This window comes from Streptomyces sp. NPDC051555 (assembly GCF_044454405.1).
In the GTDB taxonomy this organism is placed as follows: domain Bacteria; phylum Actinomycetota; class Actinomycetes; order Streptomycetales; family Streptomycetaceae; genus Streptomyces.
The window spans coordinates 1-23,449 of sequence record NZ_JBITDP010000023.1; the positions used below are offsets into that span (position 1 = coordinate 1).

A 23,449-nucleotide genomic window follows, 5' to 3' on the forward strand; every position below is an offset into this window, starting at 1 on the left:
CCGACGAAGAGCCCGGCGCCGATCACGCCGCCCAGGCCCAGCATGGTCAGATGGCGCTGCTTGAGCCCGTGGCCGAGGGGCTCCGGGGCGAGGTCGGGCAGGGGTGCTTGTGACATCTCCACAGTGTCCCCGAGCGGGCCTGGGCCACGCAAAACGGTTTAGTTATGGCTAAAAATAGCGGTGACCCAGGTCACTTCGTCCACTGCGTGGGTGCCGGTGCCCGCCCGTCTTTGTGGATTCCCCACCAAGGAGGGGATCACTGCTTTGTCTCTGCGCGACGCTGAAGGGCCGGGGGTCACGGGACTAACGTCACCTTGTCCCCACCGCCCCGCCCCGCAGCACCCGAACCCCCGGAGTCCCGATGAGCACCGCTTCCGTTCCGACGACCGCCGCCTTCCGGCCCGGTGCCGTCCTCGCCGACCTGCTCCCCGCGAGCCGGGTCCGCGACATCGCGCTCGTCGTCGGTGGGGCCGCGCTGACCGGCCTCGCCGCGCAGATCGCCGTACCGGTCCCCGGCTCGCCGGTCCCGGTCACCGGGCAGACCTTCGCGGCCCTGCTCGTCGGCACCGCCTTCGGCGCCCGCCGCGGCTTCCTCTCCCTCGCGCTCTACGCCCTGGTCGGCGCGGCCGGGATGCCCTGGTTCGCGAACGGCACCTCGGGTGCGGGCGGCGCCTCCTTCGGCTACGTGCTGGGCATGCTGCTCGCCGCGACCGTCGTCGGGGCCCTCGCCCGCCGCGGCGCCGACCGGTCGGTGGTGCGCACCGCCCTGACGATGGCCGCGGGCTCCGCGGTGATCTACGCCGTGGGCGTCCCGTACCTCGCCCTGTCCACCGGGATGTCCTTCGGCGCGGCCGTCGCCGCGGGCCTGACCCCGTTCCTGATCGGCGACGCGCTCAAGGCCGTCCTCGCCATGGGGCTGCTCCCGGCCTCCTGGAAGCTGGTCGGCCGCGGCTGATCCCCGCACCGGCCCCCGGAAACGCGGCGGCCCCGGACCACTGGGTGGTCCGGGGCCGCCGCGCGCGTATGCGGGGTCGGGTCGTCCGTACGGTCAGGCGCGCGCGGCGTCCTTGCGGCGGACGTAGTCGCGCACCGTGCCGATGATCAGCACCACGGCGGCGACCAGCAGCGACAGCAGGACCACCTCGCGGTTGCCGTCGTCGTAGAGCATGTAGCCCAGGACGAAGGTGATCATCGCGGCGGTCAGCCAGGTCAGGTACGGGAAGAACCACATCTTCACCGTCAGCTTCTCCGGGGCCTCGCGGAGCAGGATCCCGCGCATCCGCAGCTGGGTGAAGCAGATCGCCAGCCAGACGAAGAGCGCGATGGCGCCGGAGGAGTTGAGGAGGAAGTTGAAGACCGTGTCCTTGAAGGCGTAGTTGAAGTAGACGGCGATGAAGCCGAAGACGACCGAGCCCAGGATCGCGATGATCGGGACGCCGTTCTTGGAGACCTTCGCGAAGACCTTGGGGGCGTCACCGCGCTCGCCCAGCGAGAACGCCATGCGGGAAGCGGTGTAGAGGCCCGAGTTCAGGCAGGACAGCACGGCCGTCAGGACGATCACGTTCATGATCTGGCCCGCGTGCGGGATGCCGATCGAGTCCAGGGCGGCGACGTACGAGCCCTTCTCGGTGATCGACTTGTCGTTCCACGGCAGCAGGGTCAGCACGATGAAGATCGAGCCGAGGTAGAAGACGCCGATCCGCCAGATCACCGAGTTGGTGGCCTTGGTGACCGCGCGGCGCGGGTCCTCGGACTCGCCGGCGGCCAGGGTGACGATCTCGCTGCCCATGAAGGAGAAGACGACCATCAGGACACCGGTCAGCACCGACCCGACGCCGTTGGGCATGAAGCCGCCGGCGTCCGTCAGGTGCGCGAAGCCCGCGCCCGGGTTGTCCGAGCCCGGCAGCACGCCGAAGACGGCCAGCAGGCCCACGATCACGAAGCCGCCGATGGCGACGACCTTGATGCCGGCGAACCAGAACTCGAACTCGCCGTACGAGGCGACCGAGCCGAGGTTGGTGACGGTCAGGACGACCATCACGATCAGCGCCCAGGCCCACTGCGGGACGGCCGGGACCCAGCTTTCGAGGATGCTGGCGCCCGCCGTGGCCTCCACGGCCAGCACGACGACCCAGAAGAACCAGTACAGCCAGCCGATGGAGAAGCCGGCCCAGCGGCCGAGCGCCCGGTCGGCGTAGGCGGAGAAGGAGCCGGAGTTCGGGCTGGCCGCGGCCATCTCGCCGAGCATCCGCATCACGAAGACGACCATCGCGCCGACCAGCGCGTAGGAGATCAGGATGGCGGGACCGGCCTTGGCGATGCCGCCGCCGGAGCCGACGAAGAGGCCGGCGCCGATGACGCCGCCAATGGCGATCATGGACAGGTGGCGGTTCTTGAGACCGGCCTTCAGACCGTCGGAGGGCTGGGAGCCATCGGGTTCACCGATGGAGCCGCCTGACTTCTGGAGGGTCGTCGTGGAGCTCATGGACGAATCCTTAGGTTCTCGGGTTGCGAGCCCCGGCATTCAAACCTGAGATGAACGCAGGACGGAAGACCCCAATCCGGATCGTTGCTTATGGACGAAGGTCCGGGACTTCGGTCCTTCGGTGTCCCATCTGCGTTCTTTGGGTTTACTTGAGCTTTAGAAGTGACTTACGCGACACCCCGGAGCAGGTCGCCGGGCCCGCCCGTGCCACACTCGTCCCATGCGCGTGTACCTCGGATCCGACCATGCCGGCTTTGAGCTCAAGAACCACCTGGTGGACTGGCTCAAGAACAACGGCCACGAGCCCGTCGACTGCGGGCCCCACATCTACGACGCGGTGGACGACTACCCGCCGTTCTGCCTGCGCGCCGCGCAGCGGACCGCCGAGGACGCGGACGGCCTCGGCGTCGTGATCGGCGGCTCCGGCAACGGCGAGCAGATCGCCGCCAACAAGGTCAAGGGCGTCCGCGCCATCCTGGCCTGGAGCGTCGAGACCGCGAAGCTCGGCCGTGAGCACAACAACGCCAACGTCATCTCCGTCGGCGGTCGGATGCACACCCAGGACGAGGCCGTCTCCTTCATCGAGGCCTTCCTGGCGACCCCGTACTCGAACGAGGAGCGGCACACCCGCCGCATCGAGATGCTCTCCGCCTACGAGACCACCGGCGAGCTGCCTCCGATCCCGGCGCACCACCCGCAGGGCTGATCCCGCTCCCGGCCGCGACGCCCACGGGCGGCGCGGCCGGTTTTTCATTTCCGAGCCGGTTCTCCCTTCCGCGCCCGTCCTTCGTCGCCCGTCCTTCGTTGCCCGTCCTTCGTTTCCGAGGAGTGCCGCCGTGCCCGAGGGGCATACGATCCACCGCCTCGCCCAGGACCACGCCGAGCGCTTCGCCGGCCGGGCCCTGCGCGTCAGCAGCCCCCAGGGCCGCTTCGCCGAGAGCGCGGCCCTGCTGGACGGCCGGGAACTCGACACCGCCGAGGCCCACGGCAAGCACCTCTTCCTCGGCTTCGACGGCCCCGCCGGGGACTGGGTCCACATCCACCTCGGTCTCTTCGGCAAGTACGGCTTCGGCCCCGTCCCCGCCCCGCCCGCCACCGACACCGTGCGCCTGCGCCTGGTCGGCCACCAGCAGTACGCCGACCTGCGCGGCCCCACCACCTGCGCGCTGATCACCGGCGCCGAGAAGCAGGCGATACACGAGCGGCTCGGCCCCGACCCGCTGCGCCCCGCAGACGACCCCGACCGGGCCTGGGCGCGGATCTCCCGCTCCCGCACCACGATCGCCGCGCTCCTCATGGACCAGAAGGTCGTGGCCGGCGTCGGCAACGTCTACCGCGCCGAGGTCCTCTTCCGGCACGGCATCGACCCCTACCGGCTCGGCCGGGACCTGACGCGCACCGCATGGGACGCGATCTGGCTCGACCTGGCCGCCCTGATGCGCGAGGGCGTCCGACTCAACCGCATCGACACCGTCCGCCCGGAGCACACCCCCGAGGCCATGGGCCGCCCACCGCGCGTGGACGACCACGGCGGCGAGGTCTACGTCTACCGGCGCGCCCACCAGCCCTGCCTGTTGTGCGGGGGCGAGGTCCGCACCGCCGACCTCGCCGCCCGCAACCTCTTCTGGTGCCCGGGCTGCCAGCCCCGCTAGCGCGGCGCCGCGCGGCTAGAAGCCGTGCGGCAGCCAGGGGGCCAGGTCCGAGGCGAAGGCACGGGAAGCCTCCGCCAGGGCGCCCGGCCGCAGCTCGGTCACCCGGCCCGCGCCCGCCAGGGACGACAGCGTGACCCCGCCCAGGTAGGCCGAGCCCAGCTCGGCCACCGACAGCGCGAGCTCCGCCGGGTCCCCGGTCCGCGCGCAGGTGGCCCCCTTGGCATCGCCGGTCAGCCGCCATCGCCCCGCGTTCCAGGGGCAGAAGGCGTCCTCCACCTCCAGGACCACGTCCAGGGGGGTTCCGTACGTCCGGGCCTCCAGTGCGGCCCCGAGGTCCACCAGGCGCAGGTGCAGCGAGTCGCGGGTGAGCGCCCGAGTCCGGCGCACGTCGGTGACCAGGTGCAGCAGCGGATCGTCCACCGGCCGCTTGGTCGCCCGTACCGACCAGGTCAGGTCGATCCCGAAGACGTACGCCCACAGCGCCCCGTACGCCGCCGGGTCCAGCGCGTCGAGGTCCTGGACCTCCACCACGCCGGCCGAACCGCTCAGCTCCCACTCCGGCCGCACCCGGTAGCGGGCGTAGCCCAGCACCTCGCCGTCCGCCTCCCGCTCCGCCAGTACGCACTTCAGTGGGGAGCGCCCCGAGCGCCCCGACGCCGGGTCCAGCAGCGCCTGGCGTTCCCAGCCCGGCTGCCGGGCCGTCATCCCGGGCCGCCGCGGCACCAGCTCCGCGTACACCGCCTCGCACACGGCCAGCGCCTCCTGCGGATCCACCAGCCGCATCCGCACGCCGTCCGCACCCGGCGGCAGCCGGAGCCGGACCCGGCTCGTGTCGACGTCCACGGACAGCGAGTACGCCGCGGTGCCGTAGCCGTACCGCCCGTAGATCGCCGGATCCGACGCCGTCAGCACGGCGACCGGTTCGCCACCCGCACGGATGTCGTCGAGTTGACGGCGCATGAGGGCGGTCAGCAGCCCCCGGCGCCGGTGCGTCGGCGTCACGCCGACCATGGTCACGCCCGCCGCGGGCACCAGCGCCCCGCCCGGCACCGCGACCCGGAAGGTGAAGGCACCGGCCGAGGCCACGCAGGTCCCGCCGTCCCACACCCCCAACGAGCGCTCGATCTCCGTCAGTGACCTGTACAGTTCACGCTCTTCCTCCGCTTCCGGCACACCGCCGAACGCCAGCTCCAGGTGGTCGTACCAGCCGTCCCATTCTTCGGGTCGCAATACCCGTGTCTCATGAGCCATAGGGCCATGCCTACCAGGGCGATCCATCCCGGTCGACCCGATTTGGTCCTGAAATCAGCGTGCGGTCGGGGGGTACCCCTGCGCGCTCACAGTCAGGATGGATAGGGTCCCGAAGCAATGGGCGGAGCACGGATGGAGACCCTGACGGCACGGCTGCGGAAGAGTTCGCACCGGGTCCGCACGGCCCTGCGCAAATCGGCCGTCGACTACTTCCGGGGCGACGCCTCGGACTGGCTCGCCTTCGGCGGCCTGATCCTGACCGTCCCCGCCATCACCTGGGGCACCCTGCTCCTGCCCGTCTGGTTCTCCCCGTCGGCGCTCGTCCTGCCCATCGTCGCGGGCGGCCTGCTGCTGCGCCCCGCCAGCCTGCTCGCCCTCTACGCGGCCTCCGCGACCGCGCTGATCGTCGAGGCCCTGGTGCTCGGCCCCTACACCGAAGGGCCCGCCCGGGTCACCCCCGGCACCATCCTCGTCGTCGCCGCCTGCGGGTTCTTCGGCCTGGTCATCGCCCAGTTCCGCAGCCGCGTCGGCGTGCCCTGGAGACGCGGCGGCACCATGCTCTTCGACCTGCGCGAACGCATCCGGGTCCAGAGCAAGCTGCCCGACCTGCCGCGCGGCTGGCACCGCGAGATGGCCCTGCGCCCGGCGGGCGGCCAGTCCTTCTCCGGCGACTTCGTCGTGGCGGCCCGGACCAACGGCGGCCGCACCCTCGAAGTCGTCCTCACCGACGTCTCCGGCAAGGGCATGGACGCGGGTTCCCGCGCCCTGCTCCTCTCCGGCGCCTTCGGCGGACTGCTCGGCTCGCTGCCCCCGCCCGACTTCCTGCCCGCCGCCAACGGCTACCTGCTGCGCCAGGACTGGGACGAGGGCTTCGCCACCTCCATCCACCTCGTCCTCGACCTGGAGACCGGGGACTACGACCTGTTCTCGGCCGGTCACCTGCCCGCCCTCCAACTGTCCGCGGGCACCGGCCGCTGGCAGGAGAAGACCGGCGAGGGCCCGCTCCTCGGCGTCTACGACGGTGCCGACTTCGTCGCCGCCCACGGCAACCTCCAGCGCGGCGACGTCCTGATGCTCTTCACCGACGGGCTCGTCGAGACCGCCGACCGGGACATCAGCGAGGGCATCGACCGGCTCACCGGCGAAGCCGACCGCTACGTCGCCTCCGGCTGGGAGGGCGCGACCTGGCACCTGATCGAAAAGGTCGCCAAGGACGTCAACGACGACCGCGCCCTGCTGCTGATCCGACGCTCCATCTGACCCCGCCGGCAGGGTCCCCGGTAGTGGGGTCCCGGTGGCGGGGCCCCAGTGGTGGGGTTTGCCCCACCCCCGACCGGCCCGTTCCCACCATGGCCGGGGCCCCCGCCCGATCCGTAGCGTCGAGATCACGAGCACGACGGCAGACGCGGAAGGCGGCACATCATGGGGTTCGGGCGCGGCAAGCGGCAACGAGAACGGCAGCTGCGCAGCAGTGGGCACGCCGGGCGCGGCGGAAACGACGGGTGGGACCTGTCCGACGCGGGCCCCGGCCCCGGGCCCGGTCCGCACGCCCCCACCCGAACCGCCGCCGCCGTCCAGCTGAGCGACGTACGCCGGTCCTACGGGCGCGGCGCGGCCGCCGTCCAGGCCCTGCGCGGCATCGACCTCACGCTCCCGCGCGGCAGCTTCACCGCCGTGATGGGCCCCTCCGGCTCCGGCAAGTCCACCTTCCTGCAGTGCGCCGCCGGACTGGACCACCCCAGCTCCGGCTCCGTCCGCCTCGGCGGCACCGAGATCACCGGCATGAACGAGAACCAGCTCACCGAGCTGCGTCGCAGCCGCCTCGGCTTCATCTTCCAGGCCTTCAACCTGCTGCCCTCGCTCACCGTCGAGCAGAACGTCCTGCTCCCGCTGCGCCTCGCGGGCGGCCGGGCCGCGGCCGGCGGCGCCGCCCGCGCCGCCGCCCTCCTCGCCCAGGTCGGCCTGGAGGGCAAGGGCCACCGCCGCCCCGGTGAACTCTCCGGCGGCCAGCAGCAGCGCGTGGCCATCGCCCGGGCCCTGGTCACCCGCCCCGACGTGATCTTCGCCGACGAGCCCACCGGCGCCCTGGACACCACCACCGCGGCCGAGGTGCTCGCCCTGCTCCGGGGCGCGGTGGACAGCCTCGGCGCGACCGTGGTCATGGTCACCCACGACCCGGCCGCCGCCGCCCACGCCGACCAGGTGCTCTTCCTCGCCGACGGCCTGCTGGCGGACCGGCTGCCGCGCAGCCCCGCCCCGGTCATCGCCGCCCGGATGGCCGCGCTCACCGGCCGCGGGGCCGCCCCCGCCGCCGCCGACGCGTACGCGGGAGCAGCTGCCTGATGTTCCGACCGTCCCGGCCCAACGGCCTCGCGCGGGCCGCGGTGCGCGCCCGCCCCGCCGCCTTCGTGGGCACCTTCCTCGCCCTCCTGATGACCGTCGCCATCGTCTCCGCCTGCGGCATCCTGCTGGAGACCGGCCTGCGCGCCGCGCTCCCGCCCACCCGGTACGCCGGCGCCCCCGTCGTCATCGCCGCCGACCAGCAGGTCCGCATGACCGCCGGGCGCGGCGAGGACGCCGAGCAGCTCGCGGTCCCGGTCCCGGAACTGGCCCGGGTGGACGCCGCGCTGCTGGCCGAGCTCGCGCCGCTGGGGCGGGCCGTGCCCGACGTGTCTTTCCTCGTACGGTCCGACACCGGCCCGGTGACCGCGTCCGGCTGGGGCTCCGCGGCCTTCACCGGCACCCGGCTCGGCACCGGCCGCGCCCCCGGCCCCGGCGAGGTCGTCCTCGGCGGCCCGGCCGCCGGCGGCGCCGAGCGGGTCACCCTCGACACCCCGGCGGGGAAGCGGGAATTCCGGGTGTCCGGACGTACGGACACCGCCGGCGCCTGGTTCGCCGACGACCAGGCCCGCGCCCTCTCCGGCCACCCCGGGGCCCTGGACGCCATCGCGCTCCTCCCCGCGCCCGGCGCCGACCCCGCGGCCGTGGCCGAGCGGGCCCGCGCCGCCGTCGGAGACCGGGCCCACGTCCTGACGGGCGCCGACCGCGTCCTGGACGCCCGGCTCGCCGGCGCCAAGGAACTGCTGATCGCCCTCGGCGCCTCCTTCGGCGGCACCGCGACCATGGTCGCCGTCTTCACCGCCGCCGCGGCCATCGCGCTCTGCGTCGGCCAACGCTCCCGCGAGTACGCCCTGCTGCGCGCCGTCGGAGCCACCCCGCGCCAGATCCGCCGCTCCGTCGCCACCGAGGCGCTCCTCGTCGCCCCGCTCGCCGGCGTCCTGGGCTGCCTGCCCGGCATCGCGCTGGCGCACTGGTGGTTCGGACAGCTCAAGGACAAGGGCGCGATCCCGGCCCCCGTCGAACTCGCCGTCTCCTGGATCCCGCTGGTCGGCGCCATCGGCACCGGCCTCGTCGCCGCCCTCCTCGCGGGCTGGGCCGCCGCCCGCCGCCCCGCCCGCATCCGGCCCGGCGCGGCCCTCGCCGAAGCGGCGGTGGAACGCCTGCGCCCCGGCTGGATCCGCACCGGGCTCGGCATCGCCGCCGTGGCGGGCGGATTCACCTGCGCGGGCCTGGCCTCCGGCGGCTCCGTGAGCGCCGCGGCCGCCGCCGGACCCGGCGTCGTCATGCTCTTCATGCTCGCCGTGGCCCTGCTCGGACCGCTGATCGCCCGCGGCTGCGCCACGGTCCTCGGCCTCCCGCTGCGCGCCACCGGCCCGGCCGGCGCCCTCGCCGCCGCCAACTCCCGCACCAACGCCCGCAGGCTGGCCTCCGCCCTCACGCCCATCGTGCTGGCCGTCGCCTTCTCCTCCACCCTGGTCTTCCTCCAGACCACGACGGACCGGGCCACCGGCCACCAACAGGCCGCGGGCCTGCTGGCCGACCACATCGTCAGCGCACCGCCCGGATCCGGGCTCCCCTCCGACGCCGCGGCCCGCGCGGCCGCCCTCCCCGGCGTCAGCGCGGCCGTCCCCGTCAGCCGCACCTCCGTCCTCGTGCCCGTCGGCTCCGGCAGCGGCGCCCAGTTGCGCAGCGCCTCCGCCCAGGTCACCGGCGGCGACCTCACCCCCGTACAGGACCTCGGCGTGCGCACGGGCTCCCTCGGTGCGCTCCGCGCCGGCACCGTCGCCGTCGACCGGGGCCTCGCCGAAGCCGTCGGGGTGCGCCTGGGCGGCCGGATGGAGCTGCGACTGCCCGACGGCGTCCGGGCCGCCCCCGAGGTCGTCGCGGTCTACGAACGGGGCCTCGGCTTCGGCGAGGTCACCCTCCCCGCCGCCGACCTCGCCGCGCACCGCACCGTGCCCGCCGCCACCGAACTCCTCGTCCGCGGCACCTCGCCCGGCCTCGCGGACCTCGGCGGCGCGCTCACCGACAAGAGCGGCTGGGCCACCGCCCAGGACACGGACCGGCGGCTGAACGCCTGGGCCAACACCGTCATGGCGGCCGTACTCGGCGGCTTCGCGGCCCTCGCCGCCGCCAACACCCTCGCCATGACCGTCCTGGACCGGCGCCGCGAGCTGACCCTGCTGCGCCTCGTCGGCTCCACCCGCCGCCAGGTGCTCCGCATGATCCGCTGGGAGGCCCTCCTGGTCGCCGGCGCGGGCCTGACCCTCGGCTCCGCCATCGCCGCCGCCACCCTGATCCCGATGGCGAAGGCCCTCACCGGCGAGGCGCCCTACGTCCCGCCGCTGGTCTACGGCTCCTTCGCCGCCGGAGCCCTCCTCCTCACCCTCCTGGCCACCGCCCTCCCGGCCCGCCACGCCCTGCGACGGGCGGCGGGCTAGGAAGGACGGCCCGGGAGGACGGCCTGGGAAGACGGCCCAGGAAGGACGGCCTAGTCGAAGCGGATGTGGCGCACGCCGACCAGCGTGCGCCGCAGCCGTGCGCGCAGCGGGCCGTCGGTGTTCGGGGTCAGCGCCAGGCCCGCGCGCGCGGCGATCCGGTCCGCGACCCCGGACACCGGCAGCCGGTCCGTCCACAGGTGCTCCGCGAACTCCGGTGCGCGCAGGGCCTCCAGGGCGCCGTCGAGGCGTGCGACGGCGAAGCTCTCGTGCTTCAACCCGCGACCGAGACCGCGTTCGCGCAGCCGCCGCAGGACCATCGCGCGGTCGGCCAGGAGGGCGAAGTGCCGTACGTCGTGCCCGCGTTCGCGCAGCAGCCCGACCGTCTCGGCGAAGTAGCGCGGCTCGGTGACGGTCATCGGGACCAGCACCGTCCCCGGATGCCGGCTCGCGGCGAGGTCCAGCACCTCGAAGACGCCCCGGCGCCAGGCGGGCAGGTCCTGGAAGTCCCCGCGGAGCGCGGGCGGCAGCGTGCGGTGCAGCCCGAAGCCGATGTGCTCGGGATCGCACAGCACGCTGCCGGGCAGCCGGCGCAGCAGTTCGTGCGCCGTCTGCGTCTTCCCGCCGCCGAAGGGGCCGTTCAGCCAGACGATCACGGCGCGGTCCGGGTGTCCTGCCACGGGCCGATGCCGAGCTTCCCGGTGGTCCCGAGGTCGAGGGGCTCGACCAGCTTCAGCCGGACCGCGGGGGCGCCCGGACGCGGCACCACCTCGACGTAGCGGCCGTCGACCGTGGTCCCGTCCGTGACCGTGTTCCGCCAGAGCAGCGGGAAGCTCGCGGCCTCCCCGGGCATCAGGACCACCGGCTGCGGGGGCTGGTCCATGCCGGACACGCCGGTGGTGATCCCGCCGGAACCGTGCACCACCGACACCTCCGCCCGCCGGGCGTCCGCGTCGAGCACCCGAACCTCCGGGTAGCCCTCCAAGCGGTACGGCTCGGCAGCGCAGTTGACCAGCCGCAGCCGCCCGACCCGCAACCCCATCGCCGCGTCGCCCTGCCCCTCGACGATCCGGACACCGCCCTCGGGACACACCTCATCGGCAGCCCCCGCCCCCGCCTGCGGCGGTCGCCCGGTCGCCCCGGGCGCAGCCGCCGGAGGCGGCGGGGTGTCACACCCGACGAGCGCCCCCGGAGGGCACACGGGCCGAGCCCGCCCCGCCCCGCCCCCCGCCCCCGCCCCCACCCCTCACCCCGCGGGAGGCGACCGGCCACTTGACGGCGATTGGCCCGGTGCCCCCACCGCCGACCGACCTAGCGTGCCCCCATGGACCCCACGCTCGCCGCCGACCTGGCCGACCTCCCCGCCCTGCTCGACGCCACCCACCGCGCCGCCGCCGCCACCCTGGCCACCCTGGCCGAGCGCCCCGTCGTACCGCCCCCCGCGCCGCCGGAGGCACCCGCACCCCTCCTCCCCGACCTCGGCACCGGCCTGGCCGACACCCTCACCGCCTTCCAGGAACACTGGGCCCCCCGCTTCTCCGCCTCCGCCGGCCCCCGCTACCTCGGCTTCGTCACCGGCGGCGCCACCCCCGCCGCCCTGGCCGGGGACTGGCTGACCGCCGCCCACGACCAGAACTCCAACTCCGCCCTGGACCCCGCCGGCCAGGACCTGGAGCGCGAGACCACCGCCTGGCTGCGCGACCTCTTCGGCCTCACCGACGCCCACACCGGCACCTTCGTCAGCGGCGCCACCATGTCCAACACCACCGGCCTCGCCATCGCCCGCGAATGGCTCGGCGAACGCGCCGGAGTCTCCCCGGCCGAGGACGGCGCCGCCGCCCTCGGCCCCGTCCGGGTCCTCTCCGGCGCCCCGCACTCCTCCATCGCCAAGGCCCTCGCCGTCCTCGGCCTCGGCCGCGCGGCCCTGGTGACCGTGCCGACCCTGCCCGGCCGCGAAGCCGTGGACCCGGCCGCCCTGGAGCGCGCCCTCGCCGACGCCCCCGGCCCCTGCGTGGTCGTCGCCAACGCCGGCACCGTCAACACCGTCGACTTCGACGACCTCCGTGCCGTCGCCGCGCTGCGCGAACGCCACGACTTCTGGCTCCACACCGACGCCGCGTTCGGCGCCTTCGCCGCCCTCTCACCGGAGCACGCCCACCTCACGGACGGGCTCGACGCCGCGGACTCCGTCACCGTCGACCTCCACAAGTGGCTCAACGTCCCCTACGACAGCGCCGTCCTGTTCACCCGCCGCCGCGACCTCCAGGCCCGCGTCTTCCAGAACGCCGCCGCCTACCTCGGCCCGCTCGGCGACCAGCCCGACCTCGTCCACCTCACCCCCGAGAACTCCCACCGACTGCGGGCGCTGGCGGCCTGGTTCACGCTGCGCGCGTACGGTCGCCAGGGCCATCGGGAGATCGTCGAACGGGACATCTCCTGCGCCCGGGAGCTGGGCGCGGAACTCGACGGAGACCCGGCCTTCACCCTGCTCGCCCCGGTCCGCCTGAACGTCGTCTGCTTCACCCTGGCCGCGGACCCCACCCCGGCCCGCCTGACCGCCCTGCGGGAGGCCGCGAACGGCGAAGTCTTCGTCACCCCCACCGTCTACGCGGGAACCCCCGCCCTGCGCGCCGCGTTCTCCAACTGGCGCACCACGTCCGCCGACGTGCACCGGGCCGTCCGGGCCCTGCGCCGCGCCGCCGAAGGAACCGCATGACCGACGACCACCCCGCACCGTCCACGCCCCCGTCCGCGCCCCTCACCCTGGCCGAGGTCGAGGCCCTGGCCCGCGCGGCGCACGAGGGTCAGATCGACAAGGCCGGTCGCCCCTACGCCGAGCACCTGGCCGCCGTCGCGGAGGGCGTCCGGGCCCGCGGCGGCAGCGCGGAGCAGCAGGCGGCGGCCTGGCTGCACGACGCGGTCGAGGACGACGCCCTGAGCCGTGAGTGGTTGGACCGCGCCGCCCTCCCGCAGTCCGTGAAGGACATGGTCCTGGCGGTCACCAAGCGATCGGGGGAGCCGGTCGAGGAGTACACCGCGCGCATCCTGGCGACCCCGGGAGCGCGGCTCGTCAAGGAGGCGGACCTCGCCCACAACGCGGACCCCGACCGACTGTCCGTACTGGACGGGGCGACCAGGCTGCGTTTGACCGCCAAATATGCCCGCGTCCGGTCCCTGCTCGGGCTCTGAAACCGGCCCGGTTGGCAGAAAGGGTCGTCACCGGGCGGATAGGCGGGGCCCGTTGGTGGCACGATGTTCCTGGGGACGCGCGTGGCCGCGCGGCCCCGGGCCGACCAGGGGACGACCGAAGGTGTGATCAGTAGTGGCCATTTCGCTGTCAGTGGTGGTTCTGTTGGCGGTCATCCTGGTGGTGCTGATCCGCGGCAACCACATCAAGGCGGGCCCCGCGATCGTGGCCGCCCTCTTCGGGTTCTTCCTGGCGTCCAGCTCCATCGCGCCCGACGTGAACCGCTTCCTCAACTCCCTCGCGGACACGATCGCCGGCATCAAGCTCTAGCGCCGGGTCGCAGACGCGGTTCGGGCGCGGCGGCAGCGCGGTACCCGGCCTCGCTGTGGGGCCGGAGGGGCCGTCACCTGCCCGCCCGGCATCCGCGCGGTCACCTCGTCGGCCACCGCATCGTCACAGATCAGTTCCACCATCGGCGGGTCGCCCTTCGCCCACCCCGGGTACGTCGGGATCGGCGACCGGCGGCGGGACCTCCTGCCAGTCGGTGACGGGCTTGGTGCGGAACATGCCCCGGTAGACCTCCCGGGTCAGCACGACGGCCCCCTCGCCGTACTCGTGCAGTTCCTCGAAAGCCTCCTCCGCGGACTCGAAGACGAACTTCCGCCCCTTGGCGTTGCGGATGATCCATTCCCTGTCGCGGCTGACGGCGAGTGCCATACCCGAGCTCATGCGATGTCCCCCCTGGACGACGAGCGCTGATCCTACGGCGCAGCACCCGCACGCCCTCGGAAATATCCAAGGGAATCGCTCAGTCGCCGGAGCGATCCGCGCATATCCTCGGCGCCACGACTGGTGCGCGGAGGCGGCCGGAAGGGCTTTCGGGAACGTTCTGGAACGGGGAGGGAACGTGGAGTGGGGAACAGTCGTCGCCGTCCTCATCGGCGGACTGATCGGCCTGGGCGGTGACGCCATGGGGCGGCTGGGCGCTCGCCGCCAGGCGAGGACGTCCCGCCGGGAACACCTGGAGGACGCCGAGACGGCTCGACGCCAGGCCGTCGAGGACGAGGGTAGGAGGGTGAAGGGGGGCAGGGAGATGCGTGCCGTGGAAACGATCCTCTCCGCCTACCTGGAGAACCCCATCGGGCTCGTGAACCAGCCCGTGGAAGAGACCGTGCTGAGCCTCACCGAGATCTACAAGGTCCTGGGGTTCGAGCAGTCCTTCATCCTCGACGGCGAGCTGCGCCAACGCGTCGCCGAGATATGCCATTTCCTGGATCTCGCATCGGTGGGCGACGTGGGTGGGTACTCACCGGCAGAGGTGGGTTTCCTCGCCAGGAGCGAGACCCGGATGCTGCTGGGGGCCTGGGCCCGGGGGGAGGCGTTGCCGGATTCCATCGAGGGGTGGGGAGAGATCCGGCTCGGCCGGGCGGAGACGGAGGCGCGCTGGCAGCAGAAATTGCGCGATGCCGGCTTGCGGGTGCGGATACCGCCGCTGTCCGTCTACTGAGGCGCGGCCCGCGCGCCCCGGGTACGACAAAGGGCCAGGCGGAGGAAACATCCTCTGACCTGGCCCTTGGCCATCAAGAGCGGGCGACGGGAATCGAACCCGCGTAGCTAGTTTGGAAGATCGCGTACGCGCTCACCTTGTGACCTGCCAAGCCTTTGACCTGCACCTCACCGCCCGCTTCCCCGATATTCCCCGAGGCTCCCCACAGAAGCCCTCCCGTTCGGGCACGCGGGGGACACGGCCCGCTGCACCCTGGGACAGCGACAGCGAGCGCTAAACGCGGTTGTGGCGCACCGCTGCCGCATCGCAGGATGCCAGCCGGGGAGGGGCGATGGAACGACATGAGCTGATGCGGTTGCTGGCAGGCGACGACGCGGCATCCAGGGGTGCCCTGGCGGCCCTCGTCGACGGCGGCGAGTACGTCGTGACGGAGGACTGGATTGAATCTTCGGAGGTCCATGCCCGCGTCCTGACGAAGCGACTTCCGAGCTGGAGGTGGAGGGGCGTAGAAACCCTGGGGGTGGAGCGGGCGGTGCAGCTCCTCGGCGAGAGTGCCCAGCCGATTCTCTGCGGAGTTGTAAGAGACTCCGATGCCTCGTGGCTCTTTAGGTTCTTCCTCACCGAAGACGGTGGCGCACTTGTGGCCTGCGTTGGCCTGCGTCGGCCCGATAAGCGCCCACCGCGGGAGTCCGATCAGCAAGGCCAGGCGTCGCTCTGAGGCCCCGCCCCAATGGGCCGCACCGCTGTAGCTAGGCCGCCGCTGTTGGGTCATGCCTAGTCGTCGGCGTCCCACTGTGCCTGCACCCAGGTCAGCTGCACGTCGCTCAGCGCGGGGTCAAATCCTGCTGGGAACATCAGCATCTTCGGCTGCGGCCACATGTTCTCCGGCCCGTGCTCGTCGCAGTGCAGGGCGATGAGATGCGGCCCATCCCCGCAGGACTCGTGCGAGTAGGGGCGGTCATGAGTCTGGCAGAAGTATCCGAAGCGCCAGCAGCTGTCTTCGTCAGTCGGCTCGTAGAAGCTGGGATCGCGAAGGATCGTGGTCACCGGTTCCTGCCGGTTGAACCTGGGGATGGGCCGGGGGTCGCACCACAGCAGCCGTGGAGGTATCACACGTCCATCCTGCCCCGAGGGTGACCTGTACCGATCATTGAGCCGCTCACTGCTCTAGCGACCGACAGGGATCTCGTAGACGATCTCGCACAGCGCGGCAGGGATGACGATGTCGGCCGTCTCAACGGGCCGTCCCTGGTCGCTGTAGTACGTCCGCCGGATGTGCGTGACCAGAGCGGCCTTCTGGATACCGAGGAGCGACGCCTCCTCGGCACTCGCCTGCCGCGGCTCCGGCTGCTCAACGGCATGGCTGACGGTGATGCCGATTGCGGCCATCCGATTCACGACGCCGACCCCGGCGTGCGGCCCGCCCTCGGGCAGGACGACGAGCGTTCCGGCCGTCAGCTCGTACGGCTCCCAACTCGTCGACAGCTGCACCGGCCGACCGTCGGCGAGGAACTCGTAGACGGTACGGACGCACAGGTCGCCCTCGGCGATCCCGAGCCGCGCCGCGATCTCGGCCGGGGCCGGAACCTTCGCTTCGGTCCGGCTCTCCCAGTCGCCCTGCTTGCCCAGGGCGTGCATGTCCGCCCGGAACGGGGAGCCGCCCGGCTGCTCGCGCGCCGAGGACCGGACCACCCGCACCCGCCTGCGCGGTTCGGCGACGTACGTCCCCGAACCAGCTCGCCCCTCCAGCACCCCTTGGGAGATCAACAGCTCCTGCGCCCGGCGGACCACGTTCTCGCCGACGCCACACTCCTCGGCGAGTTGGGCCCGGGAGGGGAGTCGGTCTCCGACCGTCCAGACGTGCTCCGCGATCCGCTGCCGCAGGACGTCGGCGACGCGGAGATAAGGCGGCTGCTCAGGCATATGGAAAATCTAGTCCACTAGCTCTAATCTAGTTAACTAGCTTCACTCAACGTGATTGATCGGCGACGGAGGTCCTCTGTGCCCGCTTCGGAAGCAAGGGCCGAGGACCTCGCCGCCCGGCTGTCGGCCCTGGGCCTGACCACACGAGTGGAGCGGCACGCCACCCACACGTCGATCGAAGCGGAGGTACCGGAGGCGCTGCCCGCCGAGACGTGGCGCGCGGTCTTGGAAGTGGTGGCGGAGGCCGACCGATTCGGTCTCCTCGCCAGTAGCTTGACCGGCCGCACCCTGTGGGCGGCCGTAGGCAAGGTGGTCCCCGCGACGGGCGATGTCCGGGGACCTGGCCATCAGCAATAGGAGCTGATCAGCGTGTTCAACCGTAAGGGCACTGCCGCCGCCCCCACCAGTGGGCTGCAACTCCCCGCACTCTCCTATGCCACGCACGCCCGAACCACCTACCGGTCCAGCGTGTGCGCGATCGGTACGCACCACGAGTGCGCCTACGCGTCCCCCACCACGGCACCGATCGGCATCCCCGTGACCTACGAGGCCTGCGACTGCACGTGCCACGAGCCGGGCACCCAGCCCGAACCGCAGCAGGTGAACCAGTGAAGGGGCGGACCCCTAGCGGCTCGCTCGCCGCCCAGATCGAGATCACATCGGCCGACGTGCGGCGCGGCGACGTCATCCAGGTCGGCGGCCGACCGTGCCGCGTGGCCGACCTCGTCCAGCTCCGCGCCGGTGCGAAGCGCCTCCAGTTCGAGTCGGGCGAAGCCCTCACGATGCACGCCCGAAGCCGGCTCACCGCCCTCCGGTGGACGAGGAAGTGGTGACCCGACCCGTGGCCTCCCTCCGCGACTCCATCGCCGATGACCTCCGGCACCAGATCACGACCGGCGCGTTCAAGGCCGGCGAACGCCTCCCGTCCGAAGCCCAACTCGCCGTCCGCTACACGGTCAGCACCCCGACGCTACGAACCGCCCTCGCACGCCTCCAGGGCGAGGGCCTGGTGGAGAAGATCCACGGCCTCGGAAACTTCGTCCGCCACCACCGCCACCCCATCACCTACCTCGGAGGCGCGGACACGGTGACCGCCTGCACCGCCCTCTCGGACCCCTTACGAGTAACCGCGCGCGCCACGAACCTTTGGTCGGACGACCACCTCACCGCCCTGCTAAACGTGCCGCCCCGTAGCCCCCTGACGGAAATCCTCCTCGTCGCCCACGAAGGCAAGGTCCCGCACAGCCTGGCCCGCGTCTACGTCCCCAGCGACCTGGTACCCCCCAACCTGACCAGAGGGGTGACCTCGCCCAAGAGGGTGGCCGTGTCCCTGGCCAAACTCCGCCCGCCGCTGGCCGAAGTCCAAGAGAAGGTGAGCGCCCGCCTCCCAACCCAGGAGGAAGCAACTGCCCTACGCATCAGTACATCCCTGGCAGTCCTCTCCCTCACCCGCGTGGCCACCGACACCACCGGCCGCGTAGTCGAGGTAGCCCTCCTGCTACTCCCGGGCGACAGGGCGAACGCACTCTTCACCACCCGAGCCATGACCGAAGAGAGGAGCGAGAAGTGATGACCTCAACCAACGAACTACGCCTCCTCCCCTGGTCGGGCCCCGACGACAAGCCCTGCTTCCTGAGCACCGACAACACCGGCGGCTTCCTATCCCAGCTGGCCGACAATGCCGAAGAGATGCAGCTTGAGTCGGGATCCGACGTTCTGCGCCACGCGCTCGAAGTACTTGCGGATCCGGAGGCAAATCAGGATCAACTCCGCCTCCTGGTAACGGACCTAACCGCAGCCCTCCGAGACGCAGTCCGCATAGCAACCAGCCGTGGCCACCGCCCGGAGACATCATCCGCGTCCGTACCCGAACCACGAGACGCCCCGCTCTCGTCCACGATCTCTGGCTAGGAACGCGTACCCCCCAACGACAGCGAGGCCCCCAGCTGACTTCTGGGGGCCTCGCTGTGCTTCGCTCTCAGCGTTGCTGCTGCTCTCCGAGGCCAGGCAACTCCTTTCCGGAGCACCGTCTTGGTCAGGCTTGAGTAGATGGGCGGCACTCGCCCAGGTGGGGTGGCCTCGCGTCCTGATTGGTGCGGCTTCTCGGTGGGCATCGCTTGACCGCGAGACCACCCTTTGGCCGGGCCCGTCGCCCGGGCACCAGCAGCTGATCTCCGCGGCCAGGGCAGAGAGTAGAACCCACCAAAACTTGGATCCGCAGGACGGAGTACCCGCGGCCACGGCATCATTTTCGTGTCAGCGACAGAGAGGAAAGGCATGAGCGCGGAAATTTTGGGGATTCATGGCATCGGTCAAGAAAGGAAGAGCCAAGAATCTCTACGAGAAAGTTGGAAAAATGCAGCCCAAGAAGGAATTAGCGCGTCACATGAGAATGCGAAGCTTCGTAGTATGGACGTGGCCTTCTATGCGCCGCTATTCCGGAAGGCCACTGGCCGCCTAGGGGGTGCGGGTGAGATTTTTGATGGTATTCCATTGTCGGCAGGTGAGCGAATATTCCTAGAGGAGATTCTTGAGGATGGACTCATTATCGACACGGGAACTGGAGACGTTCAGACACAAGTGTTGGGGCTGACAGCGATCCCTAGCCACATTTCTCGGTTCCTGGTGACAGTTGACCGAAAGTTTGGCCGTAATGCGGGAAAATATCTCCTCTACATTCTTCGTCAGGTCTACCGGTATTTGACAGATGAAGATCTCGCGAGCGCTATTCGGCAGAAAGTTACAGAGTCGATCTCCACCTCCACACGTCTAATTCTCGGCCACTCTCTGGGGAGCGTAGTGCTTTACGACATGATACTTCGTGGAGACCTGTCACGGGGGAACGGGAGCGGCTATCAAGGGACATCTATTGTGACGTTCGGATCGCCACTGACATGGCCAACTGTTAGGCGAATGCTCGGACACGGTTTAGACATTCAGGATGTTGGATGCGAATGGCATAATCTTTTCGACCCCTTGGACGCCGTTACTGGGGGAGCGGAATTGATCGGACCGCGCACGATTAACGTCAGTGTGAAGAATGGTCTAGGGGACCCTCATGCTGCTGTGAACTATTTGCGTCATCCGGCCATTGGAAACCTGCTTCGCTGCACGACCTGACACCAGGGGAATCTGTGACCTCAAATCGCCGGAGGCTCGTCACAATTGCAGTGACTGAGTACGATTACGAGAGCGAGAAATTTACAGCCGGTATTCACAAGCAGGTAGCTTCGGTGCAGCGCTGGTTTGCGAACGAGGCGATTGCCGATGAAGAAAGATTCATTCCAACTGCTCCCAAGGCACTCGGAACCGTTCGCGACATTGCAGAATTCACACATCAGGAGAAACTGTTCGAGTGTGAACAAGAGGATGTTCTAGTAATCTATATAACTGGACACGGTGTACTATCGAAGGCAAGGCGGCATTTCCTCTTGTTGCCTCACTCCGATGATTCCAAGCTCATGTCTACTGCCCTTCCTACAGCTGATTTGGTAGCAGCTATCCTGGACTCTGAGGCTCAGCATGTACTTGTGCTTGTCGATTCATGTTATTCAGGGTCATTGGACACTGAATTGGCGAGCCGCCTGCAGGACCTCTCGTCAGATCGCTTCGGAATGGACACACTAGTTGTCGTCACCAGTGGGGACTTCAGCGAGGAACCACGGGTAGGCGAGTTTACTGAGGTACTCGACCTCGCTCTACGGAAGATTTGTGACGAGACCAATGGTTTTGCAGGGCCAACTATTTCCTATCAAGATTGGGAAATGGTGCTGCGAGAGGTATCCACAGCTAGGCGCGACCTAATCTCGGTACGCTGGGTGTGGCCCCGCAGCCGTAGTGACGCTCCCACTCCATGTTTGCCTAATCCAGGCTACTGGATCAGGAAACAAACGACCTTGGGTGCGCCCGAGGTTAAATCAGCCAGCCTTACTGACACCATTACCCTCTCTAGTTATTGGATAGCGCGAGCTTCAGGGAATTCATCAGAGAGTGATTCGGCTTGGCATTTCACAGGTCGGCATGAAGTAGTCTCAGATATTCAGAATTTTCTAAGCTCGGGAGAAGGCGTATGCCTTGTAACCGGAGAAGCCGGGTCAGGTAAGTCGGCGATTATCGGACACTTGGTGGTACATGGTAATGCGCAGGTCCGGAGCAACGTTTCCCAGGGTGTTCTAAATCGGCTGGAAGTAGAGCATTCCCCACAGGTAGACATTGCGGTGCTGGCGAGAAATAAGTCTGCGGCTTCTATAGCTGAAGAGATCCGAACTGTATTGCTAAACATCGGACGTCCAGAGGTAGGGCGCCAACCCCTGCTGAGTGAGGCGATGGAGCTCGCCAGTTCTTTCCTTGGCCGGCCTGTTGCTATCGCTATCGACGGTGTCGATGAGGCTGCAGATCCCGCTGCTTTGATTTCCGACCTCCTGCGGCCGCTGGTCCGTGACGGTAACCGTCCAAGGAATGAAATCCGCCTACTTCTCGGCGTGCGTAGCCCCAGAAACAATGAGGTCGGACAAGGGCTAGCCAAGGGTGATCGCCTGATCGACGATATTGCGAGGGTGATAAATGCCCCGTCTCTCGATATGGAAACTGATGCACCGCCATCAGGAGAGATCGAAACTCCGGCTGAAATCGAAAAAATCCCTCTAACGATTCTGCGCACAGATGGAGATGGGAATCATGCGGAAATTACACGCTACGCCTTTTCCTTGCTCGTCGATAAAAATCACCCCGAATCTCCATACTTGAACGAACCCGACTCAGCCCTCAAGGTTGCCGAAGTTATAGCTGGTTATGTAGCTCCCTCATTCCTTAATGCCCGTCTCGCTGCTGACAGGGCACGTAATCGACCGGCTAGACAAAATGTGAATGATCCCGGATGGATCAAGTCATTGCAGGATGGCACTGTTGCGCTTCTCCACTCGGACCTTGAGGAGGTGGCAGAAAACTCTGGAGTTGCCCTCGGTGAATTGCTAGGGGCACTGCAAGCTACGGCATTTTCCTGCGGACCTGGTTTGCCGTGGGCAGATGTCTGGGAGACAGCCTTGCGGGCGATCCATGAAAGTGCGATACAGGATGCAGGGAAGGTAATCAAGACAATTCAGGCAAGTCGCCTCGCCGGATATCTCGCTACCGACGTGTCAGACAATAGGATTGTCTATCGGCCTGGCCATGAGCGAATCGCAGAGAACCTAACGAGTCTTACAATTGGCGAACATGCGGTGGTCGATGAATCTGATTTGCGAAGCCATGAGCAACTGATTCATTCGAAGATTGCTGCTGCACTCTCTAGAATCGCTCAATCTGCTCTTCCATATCCCCCTCATCCGTATATTAGACGTTACCTTGTACAGCATGCCGCTCTAGGTGGAGTACTCGATGACAATCACATTCCTTTTCCGTTTCTCGAATGGGAGACGAGTCGAAGCGTCGGGAGTCTAATCTCGGCCTTTGATTCTCCGGATGGAAACATTAATCTGCGCGCTTGGGCTCGGATTGAGCGCAATTTGGCAGGTGTGGAAGTAGCTTCACAGAGGGCCAGTCACGCGTTCCATTTGGCTGCGCTAGGGGGGGCTCTGCCCCCATTGGCCGGGTGGCTGCATCCGAAGTGGTCCAATTGGATGGTCGAGAGTGAAAAATCCACTGTTGACGGTATTGGAGGGCAGCAGGCGTCTTCGATTGGAGAATTTGCATTTATTTCAGAGGGGGGCAGGGTTGAAGTGTGCGACTTGGGTACAGGTTCCGTAGCGGGTTACGTACCGACCGGGCAAGCCGCGGAAATGTGTGTAACCGGATCGGCGGGGGCTCCTCTAATTGCCACCTATTCAGCGAGTTATCCAGGTAAGCTGTATAAGGCTATCAGGGTCTGGGATTTCTCCAACAAGCAGGAGGTTGGGTGGATTTGGAGCGGTGCAATCCGCCAGCTGAATGGAGTGTTGGGTAATCCGCCCGCGGTGACAGGAATCAGTGCGGATTGCGGAGAAGAGGTTGTGGCCTGGGACGTTGAGACTGGGAAGGTGCTATTCCGGGCTAACGATATTAAGGCTGGTTCGTATTGCATCCTGAGGCAGGATGGTGATCGCGATGACATGCTGATTGCGATCGCGGATGTGCCGTCAAAGGATGCCAAAGTGCATATTTGGAACACTCGGTCACGTTTGGTTGAAAGCTCTTTTTGCGTTGGGCCTGTTGGGGCAATGATGCCAGTTAAGAATGGTGATGGCCGATCTTTGCTCGCAACGGAGTCAAGTCCATACGGGAAGAGCGGTATCAAAATTTGGGACATCGAGTCGGGTGTCCAGGTTCAGTCAATTAAGATTGGCCCTGTGAGATCAATGTGCACGGTGGCGTCGGGCTATGGTCGGGAGTTTCTCATTGTTGTCGGATGGGATCACGTCTTGCGCCTTATTGATCTTTGGTCTGGTCGGGAACTTGAAGAGATAGTTACGGGTGCGCCCGTAGCGGCAGTCTGTCCGGTGCAGATCGGAGAAGCGTTGGCCCCATTGGTCTTCTTGTCCGGCCCCGCTGGCTCCGCTCTTATCGCTATGGGGCGCACAGCGCCAACTGATCAAGGGTGAATAGAGGTTGGTACTCGGCAAGGACCCCTTGGTAGTCAGATTGCCGGCCAAATCCCCAGGAGTACGTTGCTCGTCAACATGGCGCCCAGCG

The 23,449-nt window shown here is 68.8% G+C and carries 24 protein-coding genes; 17 read left to right on the forward strand and 7 right to left on the reverse strand.

Translation table 11 applies throughout. The annotated features are described in order from the left end of the window. Window positions 1–361: 361 nt before the first annotated feature. The gene (locus ACIBEA_RS34045) at window positions 362–955 is read left to right on the forward strand and encodes a biotin transporter BioY (protein WP_399267058.1); all 594 of its coding nucleotides are present in this window, start codon (window positions 362–364) and stop codon (window positions 953–955) included. 93 nt (window positions 956–1,048) lie between these two features. On the opposite strand, the gene ACIBEA_RS34050 is transcribed toward ACIBEA_RS34045, so the two are convergent. Continuing rightward, a complete protein-coding gene (locus ACIBEA_RS34050; protein WP_399267059.1) occupies window positions 1,049–2,485 on the reverse strand; it encodes an amino acid permease in 1,437 nt (478 codons plus the stop codon). A 220-nt stretch (window positions 2,486–2,705) separates the two neighbouring features. Here ACIBEA_RS34050 and ACIBEA_RS34055 point away from each other — a divergent pair, with 220 nt between their 5' ends. Both ACIBEA_RS34055 and ACIBEA_RS34060 read left to right on the forward strand, forming a co-directional pair. After that, window positions 2,706–3,191 carry a ribose-5-phosphate isomerase gene (locus ACIBEA_RS34055; RefSeq protein ID WP_399267060.1) on the forward strand — a complete coding sequence of 162 codons (486 nt, stop codon included), beginning with the start codon at window positions 2,706–2,708 and terminating at the stop codon, window positions 3,189–3,191. A 130-nt stretch (window positions 3,192–3,321) separates the two neighbouring features. Then, window positions 3,322–4,137: an Fpg/Nei family DNA glycosylase gene (locus tag ACIBEA_RS34060; RefSeq protein ID WP_399267061.1), complete on the forward strand. Its 816-nt coding sequence runs from the start codon at window positions 3,322–3,324 to the stop codon at window positions 4,135–4,137. A 15-nt stretch (window positions 4,138–4,152) separates the two neighbouring features. On the opposite strand, the gene ACIBEA_RS34065 is transcribed toward ACIBEA_RS34060, so the two are convergent. After that, the gene (locus ACIBEA_RS34065) at window positions 4,153–5,388 is read right to left on the reverse strand and encodes a GNAT family N-acetyltransferase (protein WP_399267062.1); all 1,236 of its coding nucleotides are present in this window, start codon (window positions 5,386–5,388) and stop codon (window positions 4,153–4,155) included. A gap of 132 nt (window positions 5,389–5,520) precedes the next feature. Here ACIBEA_RS34065 and ACIBEA_RS34070 point away from each other — a divergent pair, with 132 nt between their 5' ends. The 3 genes from ACIBEA_RS34070 to ACIBEA_RS34080 all read left to right on the forward strand — a co-directional run bounded on the left by ACIBEA_RS34070 (window position 5,521) and on the right by ACIBEA_RS34080 (window position 10,169). After that, entirely contained in the window at window positions 5,521–6,648 is a 1,128-nt protein-coding gene (locus ACIBEA_RS34070) for a PP2C family protein-serine/threonine phosphatase (RefSeq protein ID WP_399267063.1), read from the forward strand. A gap of 162 nt (window positions 6,649–6,810) precedes the next feature. Next, complete coding sequence (locus ACIBEA_RS34075) at window positions 6,811–7,731, forward strand: ABC transporter ATP-binding protein (RefSeq protein ID WP_399267064.1); 921 nt, start codon at window positions 6,811–6,813, stop codon at window positions 7,729–7,731. Continuing rightward, on the forward strand, window positions 7,731–10,169 hold the full coding sequence (locus ACIBEA_RS34080; RefSeq protein WP_399267065.1) for an FtsX-like permease family protein: 2,439 nt from the start codon (window positions 7,731–7,733) through the stop codon (window positions 10,167–10,169). The genes ACIBEA_RS34075 and ACIBEA_RS34080 overlap by 1 nt, the downstream gene beginning before the upstream one ends. A 50-nt stretch (window positions 10,170–10,219) precedes the next feature. Here ACIBEA_RS34080 and ACIBEA_RS34085 read toward each other — a convergent pair whose 3' ends face one another. After that, complete coding sequence (locus tag ACIBEA_RS34085) at window positions 10,220–10,822, reverse strand: AAA family ATPase (protein WP_399267162.1); 603 nt, start codon at window positions 10,820–10,822, stop codon at window positions 10,220–10,222. After that, window positions 10,819–11,259 (reverse strand): DUF4232 domain-containing protein, encoded by a 441-nt coding sequence (locus ACIBEA_RS34090; protein WP_399267066.1) that lies wholly within the window; start codon window positions 11,257–11,259, stop codon window positions 10,819–10,821. Before ACIBEA_RS34090 ends, ACIBEA_RS34085 begins: the two co-directional genes overlap by 4 nt. Window positions 11,260–11,490: 231 nt before the next feature. On the opposite strand from ACIBEA_RS34090, the gene ACIBEA_RS34095 reads away from it, so the two are divergent. The 3 genes from ACIBEA_RS34095 to ACIBEA_RS34105 all read left to right on the forward strand — a co-directional run bounded on the left by ACIBEA_RS34095 (window position 11,491) and on the right by ACIBEA_RS34105 (window position 13,683). Then, window positions 11,491–12,882, forward strand: coding sequence for a pyridoxal phosphate-dependent decarboxylase family protein (locus tag ACIBEA_RS34095; protein WP_399267067.1), 1,392 nt, complete (start codon window positions 11,491–11,493; stop codon window positions 12,880–12,882). Beyond that, entirely contained in the window at window positions 12,879–13,355 is a 477-nt protein-coding gene (locus ACIBEA_RS34100; RefSeq protein ID WP_399267068.1) for an HD domain-containing protein, read from the forward strand. Before ACIBEA_RS34095 ends, ACIBEA_RS34100 begins: the two co-directional genes overlap by 4 nt. A 133-nt stretch (window positions 13,356–13,488) precedes the next feature. After that, window positions 13,489–13,683, forward strand: a complete 195-nt coding sequence (locus ACIBEA_RS34105; protein WP_354380256.1) for a hypothetical protein — start codon at window positions 13,489–13,491, stop codon at window positions 13,681–13,683. Between the two features lie 123 nt (window positions 13,684–13,806). Here ACIBEA_RS34105 and ACIBEA_RS34110 read toward each other — a convergent pair whose 3' ends face one another. Then, window positions 13,807–14,082: a hypothetical protein gene (locus tag ACIBEA_RS34110; RefSeq protein WP_399267069.1), complete on the reverse strand. Its 276-nt coding sequence runs from the start codon at window positions 14,080–14,082 to the stop codon at window positions 13,807–13,809. A gap of 178 nt (window positions 14,083–14,260) precedes the next feature. Between ACIBEA_RS34110 and ACIBEA_RS34115 the strand changes: the two genes are divergently transcribed. Together ACIBEA_RS34115 and ACIBEA_RS34120 are read left to right on the forward strand one after the other, a co-directional pair. Beyond that, entirely contained in the window at window positions 14,261–14,860 is a 600-nt protein-coding gene (locus tag ACIBEA_RS34115) for a hypothetical protein (RefSeq protein WP_399267070.1), read from the forward strand. 331 nt (window positions 14,861–15,191) lie between these two features. Continuing rightward, window positions 15,192–15,578: a hypothetical protein gene (locus ACIBEA_RS34120; protein WP_399267071.1), complete on the forward strand. Its 387-nt coding sequence runs from the start codon at window positions 15,192–15,194 to the stop codon at window positions 15,576–15,578. Between the two features lie 56 nt (window positions 15,579–15,634). Here the strand turns inward: ACIBEA_RS34120 and ACIBEA_RS34125 are convergent, their stop codons facing one another. Together ACIBEA_RS34125 and ACIBEA_RS34130 are read right to left on the reverse strand one after the other, a co-directional pair. Continuing rightward, window positions 15,635–15,907, reverse strand: a complete 273-nt coding sequence (locus ACIBEA_RS34125) for a hypothetical protein (protein WP_399267072.1) — start codon at window positions 15,905–15,907, stop codon at window positions 15,635–15,637. A 120-nt stretch (window positions 15,908–16,027) separates the two neighbouring features. Then, window positions 16,028–16,783 (reverse strand): GntR family transcriptional regulator, encoded by a 756-nt coding sequence (locus ACIBEA_RS34130; protein ID WP_399267073.1) that lies wholly within the window; start codon window positions 16,781–16,783, stop codon window positions 16,028–16,030. 78 nt (window positions 16,784–16,861) lie between these two features. On the opposite strand from ACIBEA_RS34130, the gene ACIBEA_RS34135 reads away from it, so the two are divergent. From ACIBEA_RS34135 to ACIBEA_RS34160, 6 genes are all read left to right on the forward strand, one after another. Beyond that, window positions 16,862–17,140 carry a hypothetical protein gene (locus tag ACIBEA_RS34135; protein WP_354380725.1) on the forward strand — a complete coding sequence of 93 codons (279 nt, stop codon included), beginning with the start codon at window positions 16,862–16,864 and terminating at the stop codon, window positions 17,138–17,140. Between the two features lie 12 nt (window positions 17,141–17,152). After that, the gene (locus ACIBEA_RS34140) at window positions 17,153–17,395 is read left to right on the forward strand and encodes a hypothetical protein (RefSeq protein WP_399267074.1); all 243 of its coding nucleotides are present in this window, start codon (window positions 17,153–17,155) and stop codon (window positions 17,393–17,395) included. After that, window positions 17,392–17,616 (forward strand): hypothetical protein, encoded by a 225-nt coding sequence (locus ACIBEA_RS34145; protein ID WP_399267075.1) that lies wholly within the window; start codon window positions 17,392–17,394, stop codon window positions 17,614–17,616. The genes ACIBEA_RS34140 and ACIBEA_RS34145 overlap by 4 nt, the downstream gene beginning before the upstream one ends. Then, the gene (locus ACIBEA_RS34150; protein WP_399267076.1) at window positions 17,598–18,353 is read left to right on the forward strand and encodes a GntR family transcriptional regulator; all 756 of its coding nucleotides are present in this window, start codon (window positions 17,598–17,600) and stop codon (window positions 18,351–18,353) included. The genes ACIBEA_RS34145 and ACIBEA_RS34150 overlap by 19 nt, the downstream gene beginning before the upstream one ends. Before the next feature lie 707 nt (window positions 18,354–19,060). Continuing rightward, window positions 19,061–19,903 (forward strand): hypothetical protein, encoded by an 843-nt coding sequence (locus tag ACIBEA_RS34155; RefSeq protein WP_399267077.1) that lies wholly within the window; start codon window positions 19,061–19,063, stop codon window positions 19,901–19,903. Window positions 19,904–19,953: 50 nt separating this feature from the next. Then, window positions 19,954–23,358 (forward strand): hypothetical protein, encoded by a 3,405-nt coding sequence (locus tag ACIBEA_RS34160; protein ID WP_399267078.1) that lies wholly within the window; start codon window positions 19,954–19,956, stop codon window positions 23,356–23,358. Window positions 23,359–23,449 lie beyond the last annotated feature (91 nt).